This window comes from Streptomyces pinistramenti (assembly GCF_020564935.1).
GTDB classification, from domain to species: Bacteria; Actinomycetota; Actinomycetes; order Streptomycetales; family Streptomycetaceae; genus Streptomyces; species Streptomyces pinistramenti.
On record NZ_JAJCXB010000023.1, the window covers coordinates 49389 to 74380 of the forward strand.

Below are 24992 nucleotides of genomic sequence, written 5' to 3' on the forward strand. Positions count from 1 at the left end.
CCGGCTCAGCCGGCGTCCGCCGCGGAGCGCTCCTCCGCCGACAGCGCCAACAGCTGCTCCGGCGTGACCCCTTCGGGGATCGGCACCGGCGCCGGGGTGCGCAGCGGCGGCTGCCAGCCGGCCCGCGGATCCCAGCGCCGTACGACCTTCGCGGGCGCCCCGGCCACCACCGCGTGGTCCGGCACCTCGCCGCGTACGACGGCGCCCGCCGCGACCACGACGTTCCGGCCGAGCCGGGCACCGGGCAGGATGACGGCTCCGGTGCCGATCCAGCTGCCGGGTCCGATCTCGACCGGATCGGTGCGCGGCCACTGCTTGCCGACCGGCACGTCCGGGTCGTCGTAACTGTGGTTGGTGGTGGTGAGGTAGACCCCGGGGCCGAAGAAGCAGTCATCGCCGATCGTCAGCCGGACATCGGCGATCACATGGCTGCCGCGGCCGAGCACCACACCGTTGCCCAGGGTGAGGATCGGGTCGGGGCCGAGGTCGAGATCGGGCATCATGCCCGCGGTCAGCGTCACGTCCTGGGCGATGATGCAGTGGTCGCCGATCTCGATCCACGGGTCGCCGAACACCGTCCCCTGCGGGAACGCCAGCCGGGCCCCGGTGCCGATGCTGCGGAAGCGGTACGGGCCCGGCCGCTCGGCGGTCACGGCCGCGGCCTGCCGCACCCAGCGCGTGCCACGGTGGAGGAGGCGCGATACGGCCCGGCGCCGCCAGGCCACGAGGGATGAGAACACGTTCTGGTTCGACGGCACCCGGACACCGTACTCAGCACGCCCCGCGACCGGCCGCGCACCGCCCTGTGATCTTCGCCCCACCGTGCGGCGCCCCCGCGCGCCCGGAGGTCAGCCGGTGACGGACTCGCGGTGCGCCGCCGCCAGCTCCAGGTACATCGCGGCGTTGACCTTGATGCCCTCGCGCTCCTCGTCGGTCAGCTCCCGCTTGACCTTGGCGGGCACCCCGGCCACCAGCGAGCCGGGCGGCACGACCATTCCCTGGGGTACCAGGGCCTGCGCGGCGATCAGCGAACCGGCGCCGATGTGCGCGCCGTTGAGTACCGTCGCGCCCATGCCGACCAGGACGTCGTCCTCGACGGTGCAGCCGTGCAGCACGGCGTTGTGGCCCACCGAGACGCGGTCGCCGACGGTCACCGGGAACCCGGGATCGACGTGCACGGTGCAGTTGTCCTGGACGTTGCTGTCGGCCCCCAGGACGATCGGGCCGCAGTCGGCGCGCAGCACCGTGTGGTACCAGACGCTGGCTCCGGCGGCCAGCGTCACCTCACCCAGCACGACCGAGGTCGGTGCGGTGAAGGCCGTCGGGTCGATGCTCGGTGCGGTGCCGCCCACACCGGCGATCAGTGCGCCCTGCGCCATTGCCGTTCTCCTTCTTCCGTACGGGATCAAGCCGCGTGCACAGTAAGCGACGGGCCACGGAAGGAAGTCGGCGGGAGGGGCGCGGGCGGGCGGTCAGCGGTGCGGCGCGTCGTGCACGTACGTGATCCGGCCGCCGCCGACCCTGACGACCCGTACGGTCATCCTCCGGTCCGTGCCGCGCAGATAGTGGGCCGTGCAGCGGACGCGCGCTCCTTTGACGGCCCGCAGGGCACCGCGGCAGTCGACCGAGCGCGGCCCTTTGGGGATCAGCGGCAGCGACAGGTGCCCGGCGATCGACGAGGCGACCTCGACACCAGGGACGGAATGGCTGACGCGGTCCACCTTGCTGGTCGCGTACCGGTCGAGCATCCAGTACGCGCCCGCCGCCAGCCCACCGGCCAGCAGAGCCATCCCGGCCAACGCCAGGCCGACGGCCCGCAGATACCTCACCGCATTCCTCCTGCCGGATGCCCGAGCTGCCATGAACTCCGGACGCACCGAAGGCGCCGGATCACGGGTCCATTGTTGTGGATCACGGGGCCGCGGCAACACGGATGCCCCGGATGCCGCGGCCCCCGATGCGGCGTCGGACGGCGTGCGTCGGGGAATGCTCGCGCATCCGGTCCGGCGGCCGCACGTCCTCTCGTGCCCCGTGGAGTCGCGTCAAGCGCACCGGACGTCATTCCCCCGGTAGATGTCTGTGGACGTGGTTGCCCGGTGGCCGGTCCCGGCATCGTGGAGCGCCGACAGGGATGGGCGAGGCGCCGTGCCGTGCCGTGCCGTGCCGTGAACGGGGATGACCGATGAGCGCGTGGGCAGCTCACCGGCCGCTGCCCGGGATGGTGGGGCGAGCCGTTGAGCACCAGGTGGTGTCCGGGCTGGTCGCGAGCCTGCGGACCGGTGTCCGTGTGCCGCGGCGGAAGCGGACGATGCGCTGCGCTGGTGGCAGTGGAAGGCCGGGAGCGGCGGCCGGAAGGGACGCTTCTTCTCTCGGCTGCGCAGCGGGGCGTAGCCAAGACGGGAATCCTTACCCGCAGTGACCCCACACTCACCTTCGGCATGCGATCATGCCGGGCCGGTCGCACTCTGGTGCCATGAACCGAGCACCTGTGATCGTGCATCCTCCCTGCTCCGGCGGGCGTCGTGTCACGCTCCGCGGGCAGGACCTCGGACGGGCCCGCCGCCCCGGTGACGTGGCCGCGTTCCTGCGCCGCGCCGGATTCCCGGCGACGCACCTGGTCTGGGATGACACCGGCGTCTTCGAATGGCGCGACGGCGGACCCGACATCTGGTACACGCCCTGACGGCAACGGCCCGGCAGCGCAGGGCTGCCGGGCCGTTGAGGTCGGGTGACCGCCGCTCCCGGTGGTCGGCCGGGGCGGGGGCGTCCGAGCGGGTCAGTCGACCGCCGCGGGGGCCGGGGCCTCGGCGGCCTCGCGTTCCGCGGCCGCCTTCTGCGCCCGCCGCTTCATGACCAGGAACGAGCCGATGCCGAACAGCAGGGCGGCGACGAGTCCGAGCCAGGAGAACCGGTTGAGCCAGGGCTCGGCGACGATGCCGACGCTGTAGATCAGTGCGGTCGTCCCGCCCGCCCAGACGATGCCGCCCAGGACGTTGGCGATCAGGAACTTCCAGTACGGCATCTTCAGAACGCCGGAGAGCGGCCCCGCGAAGATCCGCAGCAGGGCGATGAAGCGGCCGAAGAAGACCGCCCACATGCCCCACTTCTCGAACTTCTCCTCGGCCATCGCGACGTGGTCGGGGCCGAAGTGCTTGGGGAACTTCCGGCCCGCCCAGTCCAGCAACGGCTGGCCGCCCTTGCGTCCGATCAGGTACCCGATGGAGTCACCGATGATCGCGCCGGCCGACGCGCACGCACCCAGCACGACGGGATCGATGTGGTCCTGGGTCGCGGCGAGGATCGCCGCGCTGACGAGGACGATTTCACCGGGCAGCGGAATGCCCAGGCTCTCCAGTCCGATGACCACCCCCACCAGGAGGTACACACTCACGGCCGGTACCGTCCCCAGCCACTCCTGGATATGCAAAGCCGCTTCCTCCGCACGATGTCGGGCCCCCGTGGGCCGCTCGCCGTGTCACCGAATCCGGTGCCGGCCGATTCCCCCGCGCGCCGGACAGCGCGCCCGGGAAGGGTACTCGATCGGCCGTCCCGCCTGACGGTGCCATCGCGCGTACAGGGACACCTCGGGAACACCGGCCGCGCGGAGGGAAGCGGCTCGTCCGGGCCCGGGGATCAGCGGTTCGGGCGCAGGGTCCAGACGATCGTCATCTCGCCGGTCACCGCGCCGTCCTCACGGGTGAGGGAGACGTTCACCGGAAATTCCGGGCGCTCGCCCGCGTCGAGATCGGCGATCACCTCGGCGACCGGACGACCGAGCTGTGCGGTCGCGGTGACCGGGCCCATCGCGAGCTTCTTGTAGTCGATCTCGGCGCGTACGGCCAGCGGCACCGCGCGGCCCAGTTCGGAGCCGAAAGCCGTCATCACGATCGCGCCGCTGGCCGACTCGGCGAGGGTGAACATCGCTCCGGCGTGCGGGCCGCCGACGTGGTTGTGGAAGTCGGAACGGTCGGGCAGCCGGACCACGGCGCGCTCGGCGGTGGTCTCGGTGAACTCAAGGTTGAGGGTGCGCACCATCGGCACGGATGCCGCCATCATTTCGCCGATCGACGGCAGGGTCTCAGAAGACATGCCCGCATGTTACCTATCGGTAGCTTGGCGGGGAAGGGCCCGGCCCTGGATTACGGTGCGGACCGTGCCGGAAAGCGCGGTGACCGCCGGTCCGCGGCCCGCATATCGTTGACCCCCATGTGGTCAGGACAGCAGCAGCACGGGGACGAGAGACATCCGCACCCGGGACACCGCGGAGCGGACACCGGACGCCGGTCCGCCTCCCGGCCGACGGCGGCAGCCGCACGACCGGTCCGGTCTTGGTGATGGCCCGTCCCACTTGGGCGGGACGCAACTACACCCTCCTCACGGCGGCCACCGTGATCGCCGGCCTCGGCAGCTCCGGCGCCCTGATCGCGTCCGCCTTCGCGGTGCTCGGTGCGGGCGGCTCCGCCACCGACGTCGGACTCGTCGCCACCGCGCGGACGGTGCCGCTCGTCCTGTTCCTGCTCGTCGGCGGCGCGCTCGCCGACCGGCTGCCGCGGCACCGGGTGATGGTCGCCGCCAACACCCTCAGCTGCCTCTCCCAGGGCGCCTTCGCCGTGCTGGTCCTGGCCGGCCGGCCGGAACTGTGGCAGATGGCGGTGCTGGCGGCGCTCGGCGGCACCGGGCAGGCGTTCTTCGCGCCCGCATCGGAAGGCATGGTGCTCGCCAGCGTCTCCGGCGCGCACTCCGGCCGGGCGTTCGCCGTCTTCCGGATGGGGATGAACGGCGCGAACATCGGCGGGGCGGCTCTCGGCGGCGCGCTGGTCGCCGCCGTCGGGCCCGGCTGGGTCCTCGCCGTCGACTCGCTCTGCTTCGCCCTCGCCGGCGCACTGCGCGCCTTCCTCGACGTGAGCGGCGTGCCCGAGCGGGCTCCCGGCGCCGGACTGCTGCACGATCTGCGGGACGGCTGGCGCGAGGTCGTCTCGCGGCCCTGGCTGTGGGCGGTGGTGGTGCAGTTCGCCGTCGTCAACGCCGTCGTCGTGGCGGCCGAGGCGGTCTACGGGCCGATGGTCGCCGACGAGCATCTGGGCGGCGCCGGGCCCTGGGGCATCGCCCTCGCCGCGTTCGGTGCGGGCACGGTCTGCGGTGCACTGCTGATGACCCGCCTCACCCCGCGCCGCCTGCTGTTCGTCGGCTCCCTCTGCGTCTTCCCGCTCGCGCTGCCGTCGGCCGCGCTCGCCGTGCCGGTGTCCGCCACGACGCTGACCGCGATCATGTTCGCCACCGGCATCGCCATCGAGGTCTTCTCCGTGACGTGGATGACGGCGCTGCACCAGGAGATCCCGGAGGACAAGTTCTCCCGCGTCTCGTCGTACGACTGGCTCGGGTCGCTGGCCATCGTCCCGTTGGCCACCGCTCTGGCCGGACCCGTCCAGGACCTCATCGGCCGGAAGGCCGCCCTGTGGGGCTGCTCCGTCCTGATCGCCCTGCTCACGGCGGCCGTGCTGTGCGTCCCTGACGTACGGCGGCTGACCCGGCGCCCTCCGGAGGAGCCGGGCCAGGCGGACGAGCCGGCCACGGCGGCGACGGTGGAAGAACCTGCGGGATAGCGGGCGGGAGCCCCGGTCGCCTCAGCCGATGCTGAAGGCTCCGTCGGGCGGCACGGGCGAGGCGACCGCGTCCGCATCCCCGACGGGTGCCGCGCCCGCGATCAGTTTCCGCAGCGCCGCGCCGTGTTCGACCCGGGCGGGGAAGGCGTCGCCGGCCGCCCGCCGGGCCAGTTCGGCCAGCGGCAGCGGGACGCGCGAGGCGGCCAGCACCGCGTTGCCGAAGCGGCGGCCGCGCAGCACGGGCGGCTCGGCGATCAGCGCGAGGTGGGCGAATTCCGTGGCGAAGGTGGCGAGTTGGCCGCGCAGGAAGCCGAACGGCGCGCTGTCGGCGAGGTTCGCCGCGTAGATCCCGTCCGGCCGCAGCACGCGTGCCACGGCGCGGGCGTACTCGACGGATGTGAGGTGCGCCGGCACCCGGGAGCCGCCGAAGACGTCGCCGACGACGACGTCGGCGCTGTCCTCAGCCGCCGCTTCCAGCGCACTCCTGGCGTCCGCCGCCCGTACCTCGACACCGGATCCGGCGGGCAGCGGCAGCCGCTCGGCCACCAGGCCGAGAAGCCCGCGGTCGGCCTCGATGACGAGCTGACGCGAGCCGGGACGGGTGGCCGCGAGATACCGCGGCAGGGTCAGCGCCCCGCCGCCCAGATGCAGGACGTCGAGCGGACGGCCCGGGGCCGCGGCCTCGTCCAGGACGTGGGCCAGCCTGCGGACGTACTCGAATTCCAGGTGGGCGGGCGCGTCGAGGTCGACGTACGACTGCGGTGCGCCGTCCACCGTCAGCAGCCAGGCGCGCGGCCGGTCGACATCGGGCATCAGCTTGGCGGTGCCGCAGTCCACGGCCCGGGTGACCGGTATCGGCTCGGGTGTTTCGTCCACCGTCCCATTGTGACCGGTCGGCCGGCCCGGCCGTACCGCGCGGACCTCGTCGACGTGCGCGGCCGCCGGGACACGGGCCGCGTCCGCCCGCCTCCACCGGGGAGCGAGGCGGACGGTTCGGACGCGCCACCGCATCCGTACCGCCCGCCCTCACGCGCCGGTCGCCGGCACCGAACACCCGCACCGGCCGGGCGACTTCGGACTCTTGGCCCCGGTCACCCCGTCATCCGGCATCCGGCCCTCCGATCACCTCTGGCCTTCGACCGAGCGCACCGTGCCCGCGCCGACCGTCCTGCCGCCCTCACGGATGGCGAAGCGGAGGCCGGGCTCCAGCGGCACGTCCCGGTCCAGTTCGACCGAGACGGTCACCGTCTCACCGGGGCGTGCGACCGCCTTGTCGCCCAGGTCGAGGTCGCCCGCCACGTCCGCGGTGCGGAGGTAGAACTGCGGCCGGTAGCCCGTGGCCAGCGGCGTGCGGCGGCCGCCCTCCTCCGTGGACAGGACGTACACCTCGGCGGTGAATCGGCGCCGCGGGGTGACGCTGCCCGGCGCCGCGACGACGTGTCCGCGGCGCACCTGGTCGCGGTGGAGTCCGCGCAGCAGCAGCGCGACGTTGTCCCCGGCCTCCGCCGACTCCATCGGTTTGCCGAACGTCTCCAGGCCGGTGACCGTCGTCTCCGCCGCCGCGCCGAGCACCGCCACCCGGTCACCGACCCGTACGGTGCCCCGCTCGACGGCGCCGGTGACGACGGTGCCGCGCCCGGTGATGGTCAGGACGTTCTCCACCGGCAGCAGGAACGGCGCGTCGATGTACCGCTCGGGCATCGGGACGTAGGTGTCCACAGCATCCAGCAGCGCGTCGATCGCCGCCGTCCAGCGCGGGTCGCCCTCCAGCGCCCGCAGCCCGGAGACGCGGATGACGGGGACGTGCTCGCCGTCGTAGCCGTGCGCGCCGAGCAGTTCGCGCACCTCCAGCTCGACCAGGTCGGTCAGCTCCGGGTCGCCGGCGTCGGCCTTGTTGAGGGCGACGACGAGGTGCCGCACGCCGACCTGCTTGGCGAGCAGGACGTGTTCGGCGGTCTGCGGCATGATCCCGTCGAGCGCCGAGACGACGAGGATGCCGCCGTCGAGCTGCGTGGCGCCGGTGACCATGTTCTTGATGAAGTCGGCGTGGCCCGGCATGTCGACGTGGGCGTAGTGCCGGGTACCGGTCTCGTACTCGACGTGCGAGAGGGAGATGGTGATGCCGCGGGCGGCCTCCTCCGGGGCCCGGTCGATCCGGTCGAACGGGACGAAGGTGCCGCTCCCCCGGTCGCTGAGGACCTTGGTGATGGCGGCGGTCAGGGTGGTCTTGCCGTGGTCGACGTGTCCCATGGTGCCGATGTTGAGATGCGGCTTGGTGCGTACGTATGCCGTCTTGGGCATGGCGTTCTTCCTCGCAACACTGCGGTGAGGACGGCGGCTTGGCGCCGTGGAGACCCCTGAGGACTTCCGACCCTCCCCCTGCGGGGTCCGCCGGACGATCCGGAGAGGGTCAGCTTCGCGTGCCGCCGGCTGCGACGGAGACGGCGGCGGCCTGTGCCGCTGCGGCGGTTGCCCCGCCTGCTACGGGGACGTCGGCGGCAGCCTTCAGCGCATCGGCGTCCGCGAGGGCGGACGGGAGCGGGAGGAAGGCGGGCCGGAACATGACGCCCATGGTGCCGGGCCGCGGACGGGCCGTCGAGCGAATTAACGGGGGCCGCCATCCGGTTGGCCCGTACGCCGGGAAGCCCGCAGGCGACGGAGCCGCACCCGTGACCGTACGGGCACGATGACGGGCCCCGGGCAGCCAGGTCGGTTACGCTCCCCGGATGCTCGAACCCGCCGCGACGCCCGACGGCCTCGCCGCGCGCTGCACGCGTGTGCTCTTCTCCCCGTGGGCCCGGCTGGGCCTGCTCCTCCTCCTGCTCGCCTGCGCCGCGGCCGCGATGCTGCTGTGGCAGCCGCAACGCCTCCTGGCCGACGGCTGGCCGCCGCAGATGTCCGGCCCGACGGCTCTGGTGGTCTTCGCCGTGGCGTACGGCGTGCTCACCACGGCGTTCGTGCCGCGCCCGGTGCTGAACCTCGCGGCCGGCGCACTCTTCGGCAGCCAGGCCGGCCTCGCCACCTCGCTCGCCGGAACGGTGCTGGGCTCCGCCCTCGCCTTCGGACTCGGCCGCCTGCTCGGCCAGGACGCGCTCCGTCCCCTGCTGCGCGCACGGTGGCTGACGGCCGCCGACCGGCAGCTGAGCGACCACGGATTCCGCTCGATGCTGGCCATCCGCCTCTTCCCCGGCCTGCCGTTCTGCGCGACGAATTACTGTGCGGCGGTCTCCCGGATGGGCTGGCTGCCCTTTCTCCTGGCCACGACGCTGGGCAGCGTGCCGAACACCGCCGCGTACGCCATCGCCGGGGCGCGGGCGTCGGCCCCCACGTCGCCGGCGTTCCTCATCGCCACGGGATTCATCGTCGTCAGCGGCCTGGCGGCCCTGATCGTCGCCTGGTGCAAGCGGAAGTCCCTGCGCGGAACCTGAGCGCACACGCCGGGCAGCCGCGCAGCCCGGCCCCGGCACCAACCGGCCCTACGGGCCTGCCGGTCGACCGCTCGCCCTGCCCCGCGCCCCGCAGGCACCCGATGGCCAACGGAATGTAGCCCTTTGGCCATCTCCCGTCGCTACGCTGCCGCGACTGCCCCCTGATCTCCCCGCTACGGCGGTTCCTGCCGCCGCCCACCCTTCTCTGCCCTTCCCCGCCCATCTTCCGCAGCAGAACCTCCCGCCGATCTCCGCTCATTGACCGTGCCGCTTCCCTCCACTTTCGTCTGCTGATGCGGCTGGTCGGATCGGCCGGCTCGGACCGGCTGGTCGGATCAACGCCCGATCATCCCTGGATTGCCTCATTCCATGAGCTGGTTTGCCTCTTTCGTTCTCGGACTCGTCCAAGGGTTGACCGAGTTCCTGCCCATCTCCTCCAGCGCGCACCTGCGGCTGACCGCCGCGTTCGCCGGCTGGCACGACCCGGGCGCGGCCTTCACCGCCATCACCCAGATCGGCACCGAGGCCGCCGTACTCCTCTACTTCCGCAAGGACATCGCGCGGATCGTCTCGACCTGGACCCGCTCACTCGTCAACCGCGGCCTCCGGCACGACCACGACGCGCAGATGGGCTGGCTGGTGATCGTCGGCTCGATTCCGATCGGCGTGCTCGGCATCACCCTCAAAGACGCCGTCGAAGGACCGTTCCGCGACCTCCGGCTCATCGCCACCACCTTGATCGTGCTCGGCATCGTGCTCGGCATCGCCGACCGGATGGCCGCCAGGAACGAGACCGGCGGCCGGCACCGCGCGGCAAGGCGGCGTAAAACCCTCGACGATCTCGGCGTCAAGGACGGCCTGCTGTTCGGCATCTGCCAGGCCATGGCCCTGGTCCCCGGCGTATCGCGCTCGGGCGCCACGATCAGCGGCGGCCTCCTGATGGGCTACACCCGCGAGTCCGCGGCCCGCTACTCGTTCCTCCTCGCCGTACCGGCCGTTCTGGCGTCCGGCGTCTACGAGTTGAAGGACGCGGGCGAGAGCCACGTCGCCTGGGGCCCCACCCTCTTCGCCACGGCCATCGCATTCGCCGTCGGCTACGCGGTCATCTCCTGGTTCATGAAGTTCGTCTCCAGCAAGAGCTTCCTGCCGTTCGTCGTCTACCGGATCGCCCTGGGCATCGCTCTGTCCGCACTGATCGGAGCAGGTTCTCTGGACCCGGAAACGGGCGCCTGAGTGGGGTGACAGGCCACTTTCGCGAGCTGCTCGGCACCTCAATCGGTCGGCCGGATGCCGCGCCGGTCGGACGCCAGACAGGCGATCCTCTGCCTGGCCGCGCAGTGCAACGTGGAGTCGTCGCGGTCGGCACGATCCACGGAAACGTTCCGACCGCGACGGTTGACGGGGCTTCCGGACCGAGCTCCACCTCACGGATCGGTGCCTCGCCCCTGTGCGCTGTCACAGGGGCGAGGCGGATCCGAGGAGCGCCAGCAGCTCGGACAGTGGCGTGAACCACGGTACGGGCGACCACTGACAATGCCGTACGCGATCAGCCCACGACGGGTCGCCGTCGGCCGATTCCGCGGCCCGCGCGCACAGCCACCCACCGCACGAGGTCACTCGATCGAGAGATGCGGCGTCGGCGGCCTCCGGTCGCGTCCGGCGTGGTCGCTGAGCGTGTGGGACTGGACACATGCGGACAGCTGCACCGCATCCGGTTTGCGACTGTCTTTGCTGGTCAGCGAGTTGGCGGCGCGTTGAGGAGGTGTCGCGGCAACGCCCCTTCCTGGCTCGGGGCGTTCACGAGGTGAGGCGTTGTCAGTGGCTGCCCCTAGCATGTCTCACATGTCCCCAACTCCCTCTGCCCACCCGGGCCCGTCCGTTCCTGCCTCCGAAGCGAACGAAGCAATCCGACGTTTTGTGTGCGCCAGGCGCGGCTGGTCGTGGACCGCACAGGACATGACGGAGTACGCGGAGCTGCTTGAGAACTGGACGTTCGCGGTGCGCGCGGAGGTCGTCGAGGCGGCGTAGGGAGTTCCGGCGTGAGGCGTTCCGGCGCGGCCTGCTCGGGGCGTTCCGGAGCGCGGAGTTCCGACTCGGGGCGCCCCCGCCCGGGGCATTCCAGCTCGGCCCGCTCGGCGAACCGGTCGTCCGTCTCCGGGACACGGGATGCAGGAACTCCGAGGTGCCGGCCGCGCTCCTCATCCGGCTCAGGCCCTGACCGGTGCCGGATGAGGAGCGGGCGGCTCAGGCACGCTCGGTGGTGAGCGGGCCGCCGGTGCCGAAGGCCAGCGCGGCGAAGCGTTCGCCGATGCGGTGGTGGGTGGCGGCGTCCGGGTGGAGCTGGTCGGGCAGCGGCAGTTCGGCGAAGTCCGCCTCGCCGTAGAGGTCGCGGCCGTCCAAGTAGTGCAGGTTCGGGTCGTCGACCGCCCGCTGTTTCACGATGCGGTCCAGCTCGGCCCGGATGACGTTGAGGGTCAGCTTTCCTGCGGCCCGTTCCGCGGGGTCGCCGGTGGCCTTGAACTGGAGCTGTCCCTCGCTGAGGTTGCTGAAGTCCGGGGCGGCGGGGCCGGGGGTGTCCTCGTGGATGGGGCACAGGATGGGCGAGACGACCAGGAGCGGGGTGGTGGGATGCCCCTCGCGGATGGTGTCGAGGAAGCCGTGCACCGCCGGGGTGAAGGCGCGCAGCCGCATCAGGTCGGCATTGACCACGTTGATGCCGATCTTGACGCTGATCAGGTCCGCAGGAGTGTCCCGCAGGGCGCGGGCGGTGAACGGGTCGAGCAGGGCGCTGCCACCCAGCCCGAGGTTGATCAGCTCCACGCCGCCGAGGGAGGCGGCCAGCGCCGGCCAGATCGTGGTGGGGCTCGCGGCGTTGGAACCGTGGCTGATCGAGCTGCCGTGATGCAGCCACACCATGCGCCCCGCGTCCGGCACGGCCGCGACGGGCGCATCGGTGCGCAGCGCGACGAGCTGGGTGATCTCGTTGTACGGCAGCCAGATCTCGACGTCCTTGACGCGGTCGGGCAGGCCGGAGAAGTGGACGGTGCCGACCGGCCCCGGCCGGGTTTCCGCTGACCCGGTGGCCATGTCCACCAGGAGGACGTTGCCGCCGGTCACGCTGGTCCGACCGGCCGGCCGGCCGTCGACGAGCAGGTCGTACAGGCCGTCCGGGCGGGGCGGGGCACCCTGGTAGGCCATCTTGGTGCGGAGCGTGTCCAGCTCGATGGCAGTGGCCCGCGTGCGGAACACCAGCCGTACGCCGGAGGGTTGGGCCTCCGCCATGGCCAGCTGCCCGTCGGCGTTCTGCGCGCGGGCGCGGGCGGGCAGCCGGTGCGGCAGCAGCCCGTGTTCGGTGCGCTCCAGGTCGAGCGCTCCACGCAGGAGGTCCGCGGTGAGGGGCGTGGTGATCCAGTCCGTTGCCCCGGGCGTGGTGGAGGGGCCGGGGTCGTGCTCAGAGTTCATGGCCCCAGCCTGTCAACCGAATACCTGATCCGCACATGTTTTTCCGGTCCGCCACTCTCCGTGGCCGAGCCCCGGCGACGGCCGTCCGTAGGGCGGCTCGGGACGCGGAAAACCGCTCGTGGACGGGGCACGGGTCACGTACCGTGACACGCCGGCGTCGGGGCGTTCGGTCCCGGCCCGGGTACAGCCACGAGATGGATGCGGGCACGGGAGAGATGCGAGCGGTGGATCACAACGGTGGGGCGGACGAGCGATTCGGGGCCGTGGCGGACGAGTTCGCCAGGAACTTCGCGGATTTCGGTGAACTCGGCGCGGCAGTAACGGTGTTCGTCCGGGGGCGCAAGGTCGTGGACCTGTGGGGCGGCGTCGCGGACCGGCGGACGGGCAGGCCGTGGCAGGAGGACACCGTCGTCCCGGTCTTCTCCTGCGCCAAGGGCATCGTCAGCATCTGCGCCCATCTCCTCGCGCAGCGCGGGCTGTTGGACCTCGACGCTCCGGTGCGCCGCTACTGGCCGGAATTCGCCCAGGCCGGCAAGGAGCACATCACGACGCGGATGGTGCTCGGGCACCGGGCGGGTCTGCCCGCTCTCGACGGCGCGCTCAGCTTCGACGACGTCGCCGGATGGACCCCGGTGATCCGTGCCGTCGAGGAGCAGAAGCCCTACTGGGAGCCGGGCGAGGCGTACGAGTACCACGGTCACGTCTTCGGGTTCCTCGTCGGCGAGGTGATCCGCCGGATCACCGGGCTCACGCCCGGCAAGTACTTCCGGGACACCGTCGGCGACGCGCTGGGGGCGCAGTGCTGGATCGGCCTGCCGGAGGACGAGACCGGCCGGCTGGCCCGGCTCGTGGAGGCCGACGGCCGGCCCGCCATGCCCGACGCCGCGTCACTGGTCATGCGCATCGTGACGATGAACGGCGCCCTCGCCTTCCCCGGCCTCGACGAGCCGCACGGCTGGAACGACCCTGCCCTGCTGCGGGCGGAGCTGCCCGGCGCCGGGGCGGTGGCATCGGCGCGCGGCCTGGCGACGGTCTACGCGGCGACGCTCACCGGAGTGGACGGGCAGGCGCCGCTCCTCGATACCGACACCGTCACCGATGCGACGCGGGAACTGTCGTCCGGCGCCTCGTGGTCGGGCTTCGACATGGGCACGCGCTGGGGATCGGGCTTCCTGCTCGACTCCGCGTTCCACCCTCTGCTCGGCCCGCGCAGTCTCGGAAACGACGGCGCCGGCGGGCAGTTCTGCTTCGGGGACGACGCGCACGGGGTTGGTTTCGCCTACGTCGCCAACAAGATGATCGGGCACGGCGATCCTCGGGCCACTCGGTTGGTGGCGGCGGTACGGCGGTGCCTGGGCGAGGCGTGATCTGACGGCTGTCTGGGGGCGTCTCGTGTGGTGATCCGGCGGCTGCCGCGGGCCGATCCCGGTCCGGGTGTCCCCGTGAGGTCGGTTTTCCGCCGGTCCGATGGCGCCCGGTAGCGGAGAATCGAAGACGTAACGGGCGGGAGGTGCATGGTCCGGCGAACGTGACACGCTGAAAGGGACGCCACCCATGGACAACCCTCCCGCTCCACCCCACCCACCTGCACAGCCGAGGTACCGATCGATGAGCACGCCGCTTCCCGGCTTCGAAGACCTGGGCGGCCCCGATGGCGACTCCACCAACGGGCCGGTCGGCGGACGCTCCGCCGCGCCCTCCCGGCCGGCCCGGCAGATCCTCGCGCCGGGTGCCGTCCACATGCCGGGCTGGCTGTCCCCGGAAGAGCAGCGGCAGCTCGTCACCGCCTGCCGTGGCTGGGCGACCGGTCCGGTGCCCATCCGGCACACCAGGCTGCCCCGTGGCGGCGTGATGTCGGTCCAGACCGCCTGCATCGGCTGGCACTGGCAGCCGTACGCCTATACGCGTACCGCCGATGATGTCAACGGCGCGCGGGTGCCGGAGTTCCCGGACTGGCTGGCCGAGTGGGGGCGTCGCGCGCTGGTCGCCGCGTACGAGGATCCGTCGGCGGGGGACGGCTACACGCCCGATACCGCGCTGATCAACTTCTACGACGGCCAGGCCAAGCTCGGGATGCATCAGGACAAGGAGGAACGCTCAGCGGCACCGGTGGTGTCGCTGAGCATCGGCGACACCTGCGTCTTCCGGTTCGGCAACACGGAGACGCGCACCAAGCCGTACACCGACGTCGAGCTGAGGTCCGGTGACCTCTTCGTCTTCGGCGGACCTTCCCGGTTCGCGTACCACGGAGTGCCCAAGGTCCACCCGGGCACCTGCGACCCGGCCTGCGGCCTCACCCATGGCCGCCTCAATGTCACCATGCGTGTCACCGGCCTCACCTGAGCGTCTCGGGCACCGGCCGCCCCACCCCCCTCGGCCGTTCCCGCCGTCGGCGCCTCACGCCACGCATCCCACCGGACCGGCTGTTCCGTCCGGCCCGTAGCGGCAGACTGGACACATGTGCCGCAGCATCAAGACGCTCCGCCCACCCGCCACCCCCGACGTCACCGACGAGGACATCCGGGCCGCGGCCTTGCAGTACGTGCGCAAGGTGTCCGGGTTCCGCGCCCCGGCCGCCCACAACCATGCCGTGTTCGAGCGGGCCGTGGAGGCCGTCGCGGCCGCCACCCAGGAACTCCTCGACGGCCTCCAGGTCCGCGGGGCAGCCGCTCCCCCGGCCCCGGCCGGCAGCCGCGGCGCGCCCACGCGCCGTTGAGCCGTCGCCCGGAGCGGGGCGCCTCCGCCCTCACCGACCGCCCGCAGGCCCCCGCCAGTCCGCGTGCCGGATGCGCGTGATCTCCCGGATCTCGCCGAGAGTGCCCCACTCGTCCTTGCCCAGCCGGCTCAGCGGTCGCAGCCTGGTGATCTCCGCGTGCCCGTCGACCAGCACGTCATCGGCCACGGACGCATGCACCACGCGACCGAGTACGAGAGTGGAGTCGCCGATACCGACCGTGCTGTGCAACTCGCACTCCAGCGCCACCGGCGAGGCCGCCACCCGCGGCGGCTTGACCCGCAGGCTGGGCTCGGAGGCGATCCCGGCCGCGTCGAACTCGCTCACGCCGTGCGGGAAGTCGGTGCCCGTGTCGTTGATCTGCTCGAACATTTCCTCCGGCGCGAAGTTGACCACGAACTGTCCGGTGGCCTCCACGTTCCGCAACGAGTCCTTACGGCCCACGGACGTGAACTGGACGACGGGCGGGGCGACACTGGCGACGGTGAAGAAGGAGTGCGGCGCGAGATTCGCGGTCCCCTCCGGGCCGAGGGTGGAGACCCAGGCGATGGGGCGCGGCACCACCACCGCGGTCAGGAGGCGGTAGAAATCGTTGCGGGGCATGGCAGCAGGGTCGAAGTCGGTGCGCATGATGATCAGTATCCATGCGCACGGGCGGAGCCCCTACGGTGGCATCCGGTACCGCACGGCATGAGGGGCCACACCGGAGCGGTCGGTACGGACCGGCCACCGGTACAGCGAAGGAAGGGAAAGCCGGCATGACTGCACCGGGACGGGCGATCGTCCTCGCGGGGACGTCCGGAGCGGGCAAGAGCTCAACGGCCGCGCAGCTCCAGGAGATTCTTCCGGACGCCTTCCTCGTTCCGGGCCTGGACACCTTCTTCGGCATGCTGCCGCACCGCTGGACGAGCGAGGGGACGGCGAGCGCCGAGGGGTTCTCCTACCTCCGGGACACCGATCCGCGGGACGGCGGCGCGCGCCTGCGGATCGGCTACGGCGCGGTCGGTGCACAGATGCTGGCCGGCCTGCGCGGGGCGGTGGATGCCCTGCTGCGGGAGGGAAACAACGTCATCGTCGACGAGATGCCGGTCGACGCCGGAGTCATTCCGGCCTGGCAGCGTGCTCTTCAGGGCCACGACGTGATGTGGGTGCACCTCACCGCTCCCTTGGCGGTGCTGGAGGCCAGAGAAGCGGCGCGCTTCCCCGAGAGGTTCCGCGGCCTCAGCAGGGGCCACCTCGACGTATGCGTCCCGGACGACTTCGATCTCGTCATCGACTCCGCCGCGCTCGATCCCCGGGAACGCGCGCAGCGCATCGCGGCGGCGCTACCGCCACGTCGCTGACCGGGTCGCCTGCACGGAATGCCGCTACCGGTGGGCGGCTCGGTGTCCGAAGAGGTGCGGGCGGCGGTGGTGGCGGGCCTCGACCGGCGGCGCCTCGTCATCGCGGCGCACCGCGGCGGGCTCCTGACGGGGCTCCGCAAGGCCGCGCCGCGCAATGTGCCGTTCACGGCGAGGCGTCCTGTGCATACCGGCCAGCAGCATGCTCAGCCCCAGGATGGCCACCGCGCCGACGATCACGCCGAAGAGGAACAGCGCGCCGGTCGTGCCGGTCGCGTGGTAGCCGAACACCTTGAACGCCTGGGTGAGTTCGTGCGCGGCGCCGACGTTCGTGATGATGGCGGCTACCCCGACGACGATCGCGGCGACCAGCAGGATGAGACCGAGAATCACGATCATGACGTGCTCCGAAGCTGACGAAAAGCGAAGACGAAAGGCGAAGGGGGAGATAGGAGAGTGGATGGCGCATAGCCCTCCTGTAGGTCTTGGACCTCGTAGTTCTCAGCCTGGACCCGTCAGCGCCCGGCAGCCACTCGAACGGCCCGCGGCGGCTTGCGCGCACCGTCCATGCGTGCTGTGGACGACCGGCGGGCCCCCGCCCCGGCTTCGCTCGTTCCGGCCGGTTACGGGGTGGAGACCGTGAACAGTCCCCCGTCCGGATCGCGGATGACCGCCTGCGCGCCGGACGTGCCGACGCTTGGCGGCAGGGGCAGCACGAAGCCGCCCGCGGCGGCCGCGGCCGCCGCCGTCCGTTCGACGTCGGTGACGTGAAAGTGGATGTGCCACTGCGGGCGCACGTGCGGGTCGGGGGCGGCCTCGACTCCGCCGCCCCGCAGCGTGGCGACCGTCCGGCCGTTGACGCTCACCACGACATCCTCGTCCGCGTACGTGACGTCGCAGCCGCCGGGACGGGCGGATGCCCAGCCGAAGACCTCTGCGTAGAAGATCGCCGCGTCGAAGGCGTCGCGGGTGCGCAGTTCCAGAAGGGGAGGCGCGCTGCCGTGGCCGACGGACCAGGCGGGGGTGTGTCCCTCCCAGAAGCCGAAGTTGGCGCCGTCGCGGTCGGCCGCCAAGGCCACGCGCCCGTGTCCGAGGCGGAGCGGGCCGACAGCGACCGTGGCGCCGCGTTCCCTGATCCGGGCCGCGGTGTCGTCGGCGCTGTCGACGGCGAAGTACGGGGTCCAGACGACCGGCAGGTGCCATGTCGGCGCGACGGCGGCCAGGCCCGCCACCGGCTGCCCGTCGGCGAGCGCGACGGTGAAGTCGTCGCCCAGGCTGCCCGGCCGGAAGCTCCAGCCGAGCACCTGACCGTAGAAGTCCTGCGCGCTGCGGAGATCGCGAGCCGTCAGGCTCACCCAGCACGGAGCGCCCGGCACGGGAGTGACATACTCCGCGGTCGGCATGGCGTCAGCCTCCTGTTTCCGTCCGGCCGGATCGCCCGGGGCGCCGCTCCGCGTCCCGGGCGGCCGGGACCGGTCAGCGGTCGAGGGCCCTGCGCAGCTGCTGCTTGTTCATCTTCGAGCGGCCTTCGACGTTCTTCTTCCTGGCCTCCTCGTACAGCTGGTCCTTCGTGGGCCCCTGCGCACCACTGTGGGAACGCTCCCCGCCGCGCTGCGACGCGGACTTCGGGTCGCGGGTGGAGACCCTGCCCGGCTCCTTCGCCTCCCCCGAGCGGGCCCGCTCCTTGTTCACGGTGCGCGCCGCGATCTCCTTGGCCCGTCCCACCGATTCACCCCGCTGTTCGGCGCTCTCCTTGACGTGCTCGTACTGGCGCTCGCGCTTCGCATTCGCACCTGCCGGCATGGCACTTCTCCCGCCTGAAGATTCCTGATCGTGCGCCGGGGCGGCCCGTCCCCCCGTCCGGCGCGTACCCGTGGCCGGGCAGCCGGACGCGGAGACGGGCCGCCCTGGGCCACTGCCGCTCCCCCACCACTTCACGCCGAAAGTCCGCCGGCCGCGACACGGGGGCAGCCGAGCAGGTGCCCGGCGCGACGGGAGGGCTTGGCGCACCCCGCCGGAAGGCGGAACGCGTCCCGTTTCCGTCAGGCGTCCAGGGCTGTGATCGCGTCGGCCAGGCCGTGCAGTTGGCGGGTGAGGCGAGCGCGCTCGTCGGGCGGGATGTGGCTGAGGGTACGGGTCTGGCGTTCGCGCAACCGGGCACGTACGGCGGCGAGTTGGCGGCGGCCTTCTTCGGTGAGGGTGACCAGGACCCGGCGTTCGTCGGTGGGCGAGCGTTGCCGGTGCACGCTCCCCTTGCCCTCCAGTTGCTGGAGCATCCGGGTGGCGGTGGGGACGCTGACGTCCGCGGCGGCGGCCAGCCGGCCGACCGGCAGCTCGTCCGCCGTCGCCAGCGGGTCGAGCAGGGCCAGCTGCGCCAGGGTCAGGCCGGAACCCGCCTGGCCGGCGACCGAGCGGGCGCGCCGCATCGCATAGAAGAGGGCGTCGGCGGCCTGTGCCAGCTCCTCCACTCCGGCGGCCGATGCCGCGGATGCGTCCGGCCCCGTGCTCACGTCCGGGGCGCCGTTGTCTCTTTCCTCCATGACGGTTAGCTTACTCAATGAAATCATTAGGAAGCTAACCTATAGGTAGGCAACTGAAATGAACTTCCCCGCACGCATCGATGTTCACCAGCACCTCGTCCCGCCGGTCTGGGCGGCGGCCCTGGAGGCCCGCGGCCTGGACTCCGGCGGCTGGGCGATCCCGGCCCCGGCCTGGAGCGCGGCCGACGCGCTGGCGATGATGGACGAGCAGGGCATCGCCGCCGGCATCCTGTCCGTCACCGCGCCCGGCGTACACCTCGGCGGCGCGGACGCCGAGGCCCGCGCCCTGGCCCGCGCCGTCAACGAGTACGGCGCCGAAATGGCCAAGGACCATCCCGACCGGATCGGCTCCTTCGCCTCCGTTCCGCTGCCGGACGTGGACGGCGCCCTGGAGGAGGCGGCGTACGCGCTGGACACCCTGGGCACCGATGGTGTGGTGCTCATGTCCAACACTCGGGGCCGCTACCTCGGAGACCCGGATTTCGAGCCGCTCTGGGCCGAGCTGGACCGGCGCGATGCGGTGGTGTTCGTGCACCCCGCGCAGCCCCCGATGGCGCTGCTTCCCGGCACCCCGGCGCCGCTCGCCGATTACGTCTTCGACACCACCCGCACCGCCGTGAACATGCTGCTCAACGGCGTGCTGAGCCGGTATCCGAAGGTGCGGGTCATCCTGTCGCACGGCGGCGGCTTCCTGCCGTACGCGGCCTACCGGTTCTCCGGCCTGACCTCGACCGTGATCGACCCCGGCCGCACGGCCGATGACGTCCTCCACGACCTCAAGCGGTTCTACTTCGACACCGCGCTGGCCGCCGGCCCCAGCGCGCTGCCTTCACTGCTGGCGTTCGCCGAGCCGGGCCACGTCCTCTACGGCAGCGACTGGCCCTTCGCCCCGCAGGACGTCGGCAGCTACCACAACCACTTCCTGGAGACCTATCCCGACTTCACCCCCGGCCAGGCCGAGGCGATCAACCGCGACAGCGCCGCAGCCCTCTTCCCCCGCTTCGCCAGCTGAGCACCGGCCGGCGGACGCGGCGCCCTGACGTGGCCAGGGCTCACCGGGCCGAGTCCGCGTCGCTGACGCACCGATGGTTACCCCCGTACGCAGCTGGGCCGCCCCGCCCACCCCGTCACCTTTCGTGAGAGGGAAATCGCGAAAGGTGACCTCACGGGGGCCTTCCGGTGGGAGCATCGGCGTCAACCGTCGGGCGAGGGGGAGCGGTTGACGTCATGAAGTCCGAGAACGCAGAGGGCCGCAGCGCCCTCGTTTTGCACGACAGGCTCGCGCGTCGCGTCGTGGCGCGGGTTGCGCCCGACGAACTGGCGGCGTTTCCGCTGCTCGCGGGGCCTTACCTCGGGGACTCCCGGCGGGGCGCGCGAAGGGCGGCGCGGGACAGGCCGCTGGGGAGTGGGCTCAGCGAGGTATCAGGGGCTGTCACGCCGGTGGTTGTCGTGGTCACCGGCTGGGCGGTCACCGCGCTGGCGGGAGGCGCGGCGGAAGAGATCAAGGGCCGTGGGATGCGCCTGACGAAGGCATTGCTGGACGGATTGTGGCGCCGGCGCCGGAACGGCGAAGCCGTGGAGGTGCCCGTCGAGGCGCTGAGCGAGGGGCAGTTGCGCGCCGTGCACACGTCGGTGCAGGCCAAGGCGGAGCAGCTCGGAATGGATGCGGTCGCGGCGGGGGTTCTTGCCGACGCCGTGGTCGGCGAGCTGGTGCTGCTGCGGGCCGACGGCAGTCAGGAGCCGGCGCCATGACCACCCGTCGCGCACCGGGTCTCGACATCCGGGCCTTTCCGTCCGATCTCGCGCTGCTGCTCGGACTGCTTGCCGCCACCGTGCTGACCGGAGACCTGTTCTTCTCCCTGTGGCTGGCCACTCTGGAAGCCCCGATGGACTGCCCCATCGGCCAGTTCACCCACTGCCCTCGGGATGCCTTGGCGGTGTTCACCGGCACGTGCAAGCACCTGATGGTGGTACTCGTTCCGGGCCTGACGGCATATCAGTTCGTGGCCTGGCGAAGGATTCAGCGCTCCACGCCGTTGACCGAGGCACCGTTCTCGGCCGGGACCGAAGCCATTCGTCGGCTGGTTCAGGAAGCGGGACTGTGGCGCGAGCCGACGGTGATGGTGGATCCCGCGCTGAGAGCGGGCGCGTATGTCACCGGCCGGATCGGAGGGCTGCCGCGCCTGATGCTCGGGCCTGAGCTGCTGGCGCTCAGCGGCAAGGACGCAGCTTCGCGCCGGATCTTCGAGGCGGTGGTGCGGCACGAGCTTGCCCACCTGCACGGCACGGACCTGCAGTCCTACGCCGTCATGACGGCACTGCGCTGGTCGAATCTCTACGCCGGCCTCTTCACCACGTTCACGTGGACGCTCCAGCCCGACGAGTTGGGCGGCGCCCCCACCTTGGTGCGGATCCTCCTCGTGGTCCTGCTCGGCGAGCTGATCGCGCGCGCGTACCTGCGGTTCCGTGAGCATCACGCGGACCTGCATGCCGGGCTGGCGGACCGGGAAGGACTGGTGGCCGCCCTGCGCGCCGCACACAGCGGGACGGCGGTGAAGCTGCGGTCCTGGCTGCGCCACCACCCGATGGGCAGCGAACGGCTCGACGTGCTGGAGGTGCCGGGACGGATCCTGGCGTCCTCGCCCGGCGTGGTGTTTCTCGGCGCGACCACGGCCGGTGTGCTGCTGGCGACGTTCCAGGACATGCTGATGAGGTTCTACGGTCCGCGCGACAAGCTGTTCACCCCGTTTCTGTGCGGGATGCTCGTCGGGATGGGCCTGACCGTGTTCTTGGCGTTCACACTGTGGCGTCACCACTGGTACGCGGGCACCACCACTGTGGTGCGGACCGTGTCCACCGCCGTGCTCGCGGCGGCCGGGATCGTCGTCGGCACCTGGGTCGCCGTATACACAAGGGGCTCCGGCGAGGGCATCTCCGGTTTCCCACTGGCTCCGTCTGCGCTCGCCGCGCTCGTCGGCGGCATGCTGCTGCTGTGCGGGTGGCTCACGCTACTGGGCAGCCTCTGGTACCGAGTTGATCCGTACGCGGAACGGATTCCGCGGTTTCTCAGGGCGGCCGTGCCCGCTGCCTGCGTGGTCGGCGGATGGCTGTTCGTCGTGCTCTGGACGTGGGCCGTTGCTCTGCGCGGTGTGCTGCTGAGCTGCTCGGGGCCGGAGTTCACCTGCTTGTCCCCCGCTCCGGAACGTGACGTGGCCGCCTCGGTCGTGAGGATCTTCGGCCCGGGGCCGGTCATGACGACGGTGGTGCTCGTCGCGTGGGGTGTCCCGCTCGTCCTGTGGTCCCGGCACAGGCTGGGACCGTCGGCGAAGGCCCGTGCGGACCTGCGGGAATAGCCCGGTTACGGGAATCCGCGGGGCGCACACCGGGGTGGCGGGTTCCGCACGCGTCAGCCCTGCGTGGGCTCCGTCCAGCGCAGCAGGGCGCCGAGTCCGCCGGCCGGCGCCTGCGTGGCATCGTGGACGACCACGGCCTCCGCACCGTTCGCCACCGCCGAGCACACCAGCGCATCGTCGGCCCGTGCCGGGGCCGGATGCACCTCGCCCAGACGCCGCAACTCCGAACCGTGTACGGCCAGTTGGTCGGCCCGTGACCCCACCCAGACCTCGCGGCCCACGTCCGCACCGTCCGGGCTGATGAGCAGCGTGTCGATCCGGTGCTCCCGCGCCGCGTCGACGAGAGAGGCAACACCGGCCACCACGTTGGGGGCCGCGCTTCCCTCGGGCCCTGCGCCCGCCTTGAAGCGCCCCAGCACCTCCTCGACGTGCTCCTGTTCGCGGGCCGCCCGCACCTGGGCGATGTCCCGCACCACCCGCTCGCTCTCCGCTCCCGGCCCGCGCCCGCCGTGATCGGTTTCGTAGGTCACGGCACGGAGCGGTTCGGGGAGCTTGCCGAACACCGCGCGGCGCTCGCCTGCGTCGCCGGTCAGCAGCATGATCTCCGCCCCGCAGCTTTCGAACGCCGCACCGGCCGCGGCGGCGATCTCGCCCGCGTTCCGCTCCCAGGTGTTCTCCGTCTTCGTCCGGAAGCGCCGCTCGGACCAGTCCGCCGTGGACGTGCGACGGACCGGCCGGTCGCCGCCCGCCGCATGGCCTGCATCCCGGTTCCCGTGGTCGTCACGCACCACGAAGTCGGCGCCGGTCCGGTCGACGTGCACGACGAGGCAGACGGGGTCGTCTCCGAAGGCTTCGAGCAGCGGTGTCAGGCGGGGCAGGTGCGACCAGGTGGCGAACGGTCCGGTGGGCCGCCCGGGAAGCCGTTGGTCGAGCACCACCTCACCGTTGGCGGCGAACAGCGCCCGGCCACGGTTCGCGGCCGATTCCCCTCTCGCCGGAGTGACCAGCGCCTCGTGCACCGCACCGCACGTGGCCTCGTCCGCACCCAGCTCGAACAGACGGTCCGTGACGGCCTTCGCCGACAACTCCTGCTGCCCGGCCGCATCCTCCGCGCGGTAAGAGGCGTCGGCATACACGGATATCCATGGGCCGGGCCGATCGATGACGGGCCGCAGGAGCGAGAGTCGCATGGCACTGCCTCCTCGTATTCATGCTGAGGATTCGCACGGAGGATTCTTACGGGGTGCTGAGGATTTATCCGGCGGATGCGTAGCGTTTTCATGGAACCGGCCGGGCCGCGAGAGCCACATCAGCCGCGGGCCCTGTTCAGAAGCATTCATTCGGGATTGTTGGGCTCATTCCCGCTGCTGGAGGCGGCATGCACAAGACGAAGACCCACGGAGCCACAATACGCCCGCGATCCGCTCTCCGCCCGGCGCGACCGAATCCAGGCGGATTCCCGATAAATCCCGGACATACGTCAAGCACTAACTGCCAGTTGACGCAAGCCGTGGCAGCGGGTGCAAGTGCGCGGGCCCGTTCCGGAAGGCGGCTTCGAAGTGCGGAGTCACGGTAGCAGCGGGGCGCACGGAGAGCATTTCGCACATCGTTCCCACGTCTCCGATAGTGGTTGAGCACGTCTGTGCCCCGCAGCTACCATGACTCCCCGCAGCGGCAACACCGCCGGCTGCGCGGGACCGGAAGCGGGAGGTGAGTTGATGACTGTCGTAGAGGCCGCTGCTGTCCGCAGCGCCCGGACCATCCTCACGTCCCGGGCCCCGGTCTGATCCGACGTTCCCCGCCGCTGTCCGGACATGCGCCCGCGGCCGGCGAGTTCCGTGCTCTCATCGGGGCCCCTGCCCAAAGGGTCTCTCCGTTGCCGCCGCCTTTCTTCTCTTCTGCCTTTCCCGACCGCTTTCGTGAGGCGTGCGCGCACGCCTTCGCCCTCTCGCCCCGCCCTCAGCGCGCCACCCGCCGTCACGCGCACACGAACGGAATCACCATGCCCACCTGGACCGCCCGCCCCGAGACCACCGCCGACATCCCGGCCATCCGCGCGATCAACCTCGCAGCCTTCCCCACCGCCGAGGAAGCCGGCATCGTCGACGCCCTGCGTGCCGACCCGCAGGCGTGGCTCGACGGCCTGTCCATGGTCGCCGAGGCCCCCGACGGCACCCTCGTCGGGCACGCCCTGCTCACCCGCTGCCACGTCGACGGCCGGCCCGCCCTCACGCTCGCGCCGTGCGCGGTCCTGCCCGCCCACCAGGGTCAGGGCGCCGGCTCCGCCGCCATCCGCGCCGCGTTGGAGGCGGCCCGTTCCCTGGGCGAAAACACCGTGCTCGTCCTCGGACACGGCACGTACTACCCGAGGTTCGGCTTCATCCCCGCGTCCCGTTTCGGCATCCGCGCACCCATCGACGTACCGGACGAGGCGATGATGGCCCTCGCCCTGAACCCGGCTCGCCCCACCCCGACAGGCACCATCCAGTACCCCGCCGCCTTCGGTATCTGACCGCACGGCGGCCGGCCCCG

At 71.8% G+C, this 24992-nt stretch carries 27 protein-coding genes; 12 read left to right on the forward strand and 15 right to left on the reverse strand.

All coding sequences use genetic code 11. The annotated features are described in order from the left end of the window. Positions 1 to 5: 5 nt before the first annotated feature. The 3 genes from LIU39_RS17905 to LIU39_RS17915 all read right to left on the reverse strand — a co-directional run bounded on the left by LIU39_RS17905 (position 6) and on the right by LIU39_RS17915 (position 1829). Positions 6 to 758, reverse strand: a complete 753-nt coding sequence (locus tag LIU39_RS17905; RefSeq protein WP_227047750.1) for an acyltransferase — start codon at positions 756 to 758, stop codon at positions 6 to 8. Positions 759 to 848: 90 nt separating this feature from the next. Then, positions 849 to 1379: a gamma carbonic anhydrase family protein gene (locus LIU39_RS17910; protein ID WP_227047751.1), complete on the reverse strand. Its 531-nt coding sequence runs from the start codon at positions 1377 to 1379 to the stop codon at positions 849 to 851. A gap of 93 nt (positions 1380 to 1472) precedes the next feature. Next, positions 1473 to 1829, reverse strand: coding sequence for a DUF4333 domain-containing protein (locus LIU39_RS17915; protein ID WP_227047752.1), 357 nt, complete (start codon positions 1827 to 1829; stop codon positions 1473 to 1475). A 644-nt stretch (positions 1830 to 2473) separates the two neighbouring features. On the opposite strand from LIU39_RS17915, the gene LIU39_RS17920 reads away from it, so the two are divergent. Further along, a complete protein-coding gene (locus tag LIU39_RS17920; RefSeq protein WP_227047753.1) occupies positions 2474 to 2683 on the forward strand; it encodes a hypothetical protein in 210 nt (69 codons plus the stop codon). A gap of 93 nt (positions 2684 to 2776) precedes the next feature. On the opposite strand, the gene LIU39_RS17925 is transcribed toward LIU39_RS17920, so the two are convergent. Together LIU39_RS17925 and LIU39_RS17930 are read right to left on the reverse strand one after the other, a co-directional pair. Further along, a complete protein-coding gene (locus LIU39_RS17925) occupies positions 2777 to 3427 on the reverse strand; it encodes a DedA family protein (RefSeq protein ID WP_227047754.1) in 651 nt (216 codons plus the stop codon). A 206-nt stretch (positions 3428 to 3633) separates the two neighbouring features. Beyond that, entirely contained in the window at positions 3634 to 4089 is a 456-nt protein-coding gene (locus tag LIU39_RS17930) for a DUF4442 domain-containing protein (protein WP_227047755.1), read from the reverse strand. Positions 4090 to 4334: 245 nt separating this feature from the next. Between LIU39_RS17930 and LIU39_RS17935 the strand changes: the two genes are divergently transcribed. Next, positions 4335 to 5603: an MFS transporter gene (locus LIU39_RS17935; protein WP_227047756.1), complete on the forward strand. Its 1269-nt coding sequence runs from the start codon at positions 4335 to 4337 to the stop codon at positions 5601 to 5603. Between the two features lie 21 nt (positions 5604 to 5624). Here the strand turns inward: LIU39_RS17935 and LIU39_RS17940 are convergent, their stop codons facing one another. The 3 genes from LIU39_RS17940 to LIU39_RS17950 form a co-directional block, all read right to left on the reverse strand. Further along, on the reverse strand, positions 5625 to 6416 hold the full coding sequence (locus tag LIU39_RS17940) for a spermidine synthase (protein WP_227047806.1): 792 nt from the start codon (positions 6414 to 6416) through the stop codon (positions 5625 to 5627). Between the two features lie 309 nt (positions 6417 to 6725). After that, complete coding sequence (gene tuf / locus LIU39_RS17945; protein WP_227047757.1) at positions 6726 to 7904, reverse strand: elongation factor Tu; 1179 nt, start codon at positions 7902 to 7904, stop codon at positions 6726 to 6728. A gap of 109 nt (positions 7905 to 8013) precedes the next feature. Continuing rightward, on the reverse strand, positions 8014 to 8166 hold the full coding sequence (locus LIU39_RS17950) for a hypothetical protein (protein ID WP_227047758.1): 153 nt from the start codon (positions 8164 to 8166) through the stop codon (positions 8014 to 8016). A 163-nt stretch (positions 8167 to 8329) separates the two neighbouring features. Here LIU39_RS17950 and LIU39_RS17955 point away from each other — a divergent pair, with 163 nt between their 5' ends. Next, positions 8330 to 9031, forward strand: a complete 702-nt coding sequence (locus LIU39_RS17955) for a TVP38/TMEM64 family protein (RefSeq protein WP_227047759.1) — start codon at positions 8330 to 8332, stop codon at positions 9029 to 9031. Between the two features lie 369 nt (positions 9032 to 9400). After that, positions 9401 to 10264, forward strand: coding sequence for an undecaprenyl-diphosphate phosphatase (locus LIU39_RS17960; protein WP_227047760.1), 864 nt, complete (start codon positions 9401 to 9403; stop codon positions 10262 to 10264). A gap of 1011 nt (positions 10265 to 11275) precedes the next feature. Here the strand turns inward: LIU39_RS17960 and LIU39_RS17965 are convergent. Further along, positions 11276 to 12493 carry a GDSL-type esterase/lipase family protein gene (locus tag LIU39_RS17965; RefSeq protein WP_227047761.1) on the reverse strand — a complete coding sequence of 406 codons (1218 nt, stop codon included), beginning with the start codon at positions 12491 to 12493 and terminating at the stop codon, positions 11276 to 11278. Positions 12494 to 12708: 215 nt separating this feature from the next. On the opposite strand from LIU39_RS17965, the gene LIU39_RS17970 reads away from it, so the two are divergent. The 3 genes from LIU39_RS17970 (at position 12709) to LIU39_RS17980 (ending at position 15209) form a co-directional block, all read left to right on the forward strand. Then, the gene (locus LIU39_RS17970; protein WP_227047807.1) at positions 12709 to 13860 is read left to right on the forward strand and encodes a serine hydrolase domain-containing protein; all 1152 of its coding nucleotides are present in this window, start codon (positions 12709 to 12711) and stop codon (positions 13858 to 13860) included. Positions 13861 to 14233: 373 nt separating this feature from the next. Next, positions 14234 to 14836 carry an alpha-ketoglutarate-dependent dioxygenase AlkB family protein gene (locus LIU39_RS17975; RefSeq protein WP_227047808.1) on the forward strand — a complete coding sequence of 201 codons (603 nt, stop codon included), beginning with the start codon at positions 14234 to 14236 and terminating at the stop codon, positions 14834 to 14836. A 115-nt stretch (positions 14837 to 14951) separates the two neighbouring features. Continuing rightward, entirely contained in the window at positions 14952 to 15209 is a 258-nt protein-coding gene (locus LIU39_RS17980; RefSeq protein ID WP_227047762.1) for a DUF2277 domain-containing protein, read from the forward strand. Between the two features lie 30 nt (positions 15210 to 15239). On the opposite strand, the gene LIU39_RS17985 is transcribed toward LIU39_RS17980, so the two are convergent. Next, positions 15240 to 15857, reverse strand: a complete 618-nt coding sequence (locus tag LIU39_RS17985) for a flavin reductase family protein (protein ID WP_227047763.1) — start codon at positions 15855 to 15857, stop codon at positions 15240 to 15242. Positions 15858 to 15985: 128 nt separating this feature from the next. Here LIU39_RS17985 and LIU39_RS17990 point away from each other — a divergent pair, with 128 nt between their 5' ends. Continuing rightward, positions 15986 to 16570: a phosphotransferase-like protein gene (locus LIU39_RS17990; protein ID WP_227047764.1), complete on the forward strand. Its 585-nt coding sequence runs from the start codon at positions 15986 to 15988 to the stop codon at positions 16568 to 16570. Positions 16571 to 16594: 24 nt separating this feature from the next. Here LIU39_RS17990 and LIU39_RS17995 read toward each other — a convergent pair whose 3' ends face one another. The 4 genes from LIU39_RS17995 to LIU39_RS18010 form a co-directional block, all read right to left on the reverse strand. Beyond that, on the reverse strand, positions 16595 to 16966 hold the full coding sequence (locus tag LIU39_RS17995) for a hypothetical protein (protein WP_227047765.1): 372 nt from the start codon (positions 16964 to 16966) through the stop codon (positions 16595 to 16597). 224 nt (positions 16967 to 17190) lie between these two features. Then, a complete protein-coding gene (locus LIU39_RS18000; protein ID WP_227047766.1) occupies positions 17191 to 17970 on the reverse strand; it encodes a VOC family protein in 780 nt (259 codons plus the stop codon). Positions 17971 to 18043: 73 nt separating this feature from the next. Further along, on the reverse strand, positions 18044 to 18370 hold the full coding sequence (locus LIU39_RS18005) for a plasmid stabilization protein (RefSeq protein WP_227047767.1): 327 nt from the start codon (positions 18368 to 18370) through the stop codon (positions 18044 to 18046). Between the two features lie 239 nt (positions 18371 to 18609). Beyond that, on the reverse strand, positions 18610 to 19107 hold the full coding sequence (locus LIU39_RS18010; RefSeq protein ID WP_227047768.1) for a MarR family winged helix-turn-helix transcriptional regulator: 498 nt from the start codon (positions 19105 to 19107) through the stop codon (positions 18610 to 18612). Positions 19108 to 19165: 58 nt separating this feature from the next. Here LIU39_RS18010 and LIU39_RS18015 point away from each other — a divergent pair, with 58 nt between their 5' ends. From LIU39_RS18015 to LIU39_RS18025, 3 genes are all read left to right on the forward strand, one after another. Continuing rightward, positions 19166 to 20119, forward strand: a complete 954-nt coding sequence (locus tag LIU39_RS18015; protein WP_227047769.1) for an amidohydrolase family protein — start codon at positions 19166 to 19168, stop codon at positions 20117 to 20119. A gap of 215 nt (positions 20120 to 20334) precedes the next feature. Beyond that, entirely contained in the window at positions 20335 to 20859 is a 525-nt protein-coding gene (locus tag LIU39_RS18020; RefSeq protein ID WP_227047770.1) for a hypothetical protein, read from the forward strand. Continuing rightward, on the forward strand, positions 20856 to 22460 hold the full coding sequence (locus LIU39_RS18025) for a M48 family metalloprotease (protein ID WP_227047771.1): 1605 nt from the start codon (positions 20856 to 20858) through the stop codon (positions 22458 to 22460). The genes LIU39_RS18020 and LIU39_RS18025 overlap by 4 nt, the downstream gene beginning before the upstream one ends. 53 nt (positions 22461 to 22513) lie before the next feature. Here LIU39_RS18025 and LIU39_RS18030 read toward each other — a convergent pair whose 3' ends face one another. Next, entirely contained in the window at positions 22514 to 23650 is a 1137-nt protein-coding gene (locus LIU39_RS18030; protein WP_227047772.1) for a baeRF2 domain-containing protein, read from the reverse strand. A gap of 812 nt (positions 23651 to 24462) precedes the next feature. Here LIU39_RS18030 and LIU39_RS18035 point away from each other — a divergent pair. Continuing rightward, on the forward strand, positions 24463 to 24972 hold the full coding sequence (locus tag LIU39_RS18035; protein ID WP_227047773.1) for a GNAT family N-acetyltransferase: 510 nt from the start codon (positions 24463 to 24465) through the stop codon (positions 24970 to 24972). Positions 24973 to 24992 lie beyond the last annotated feature (20 nt).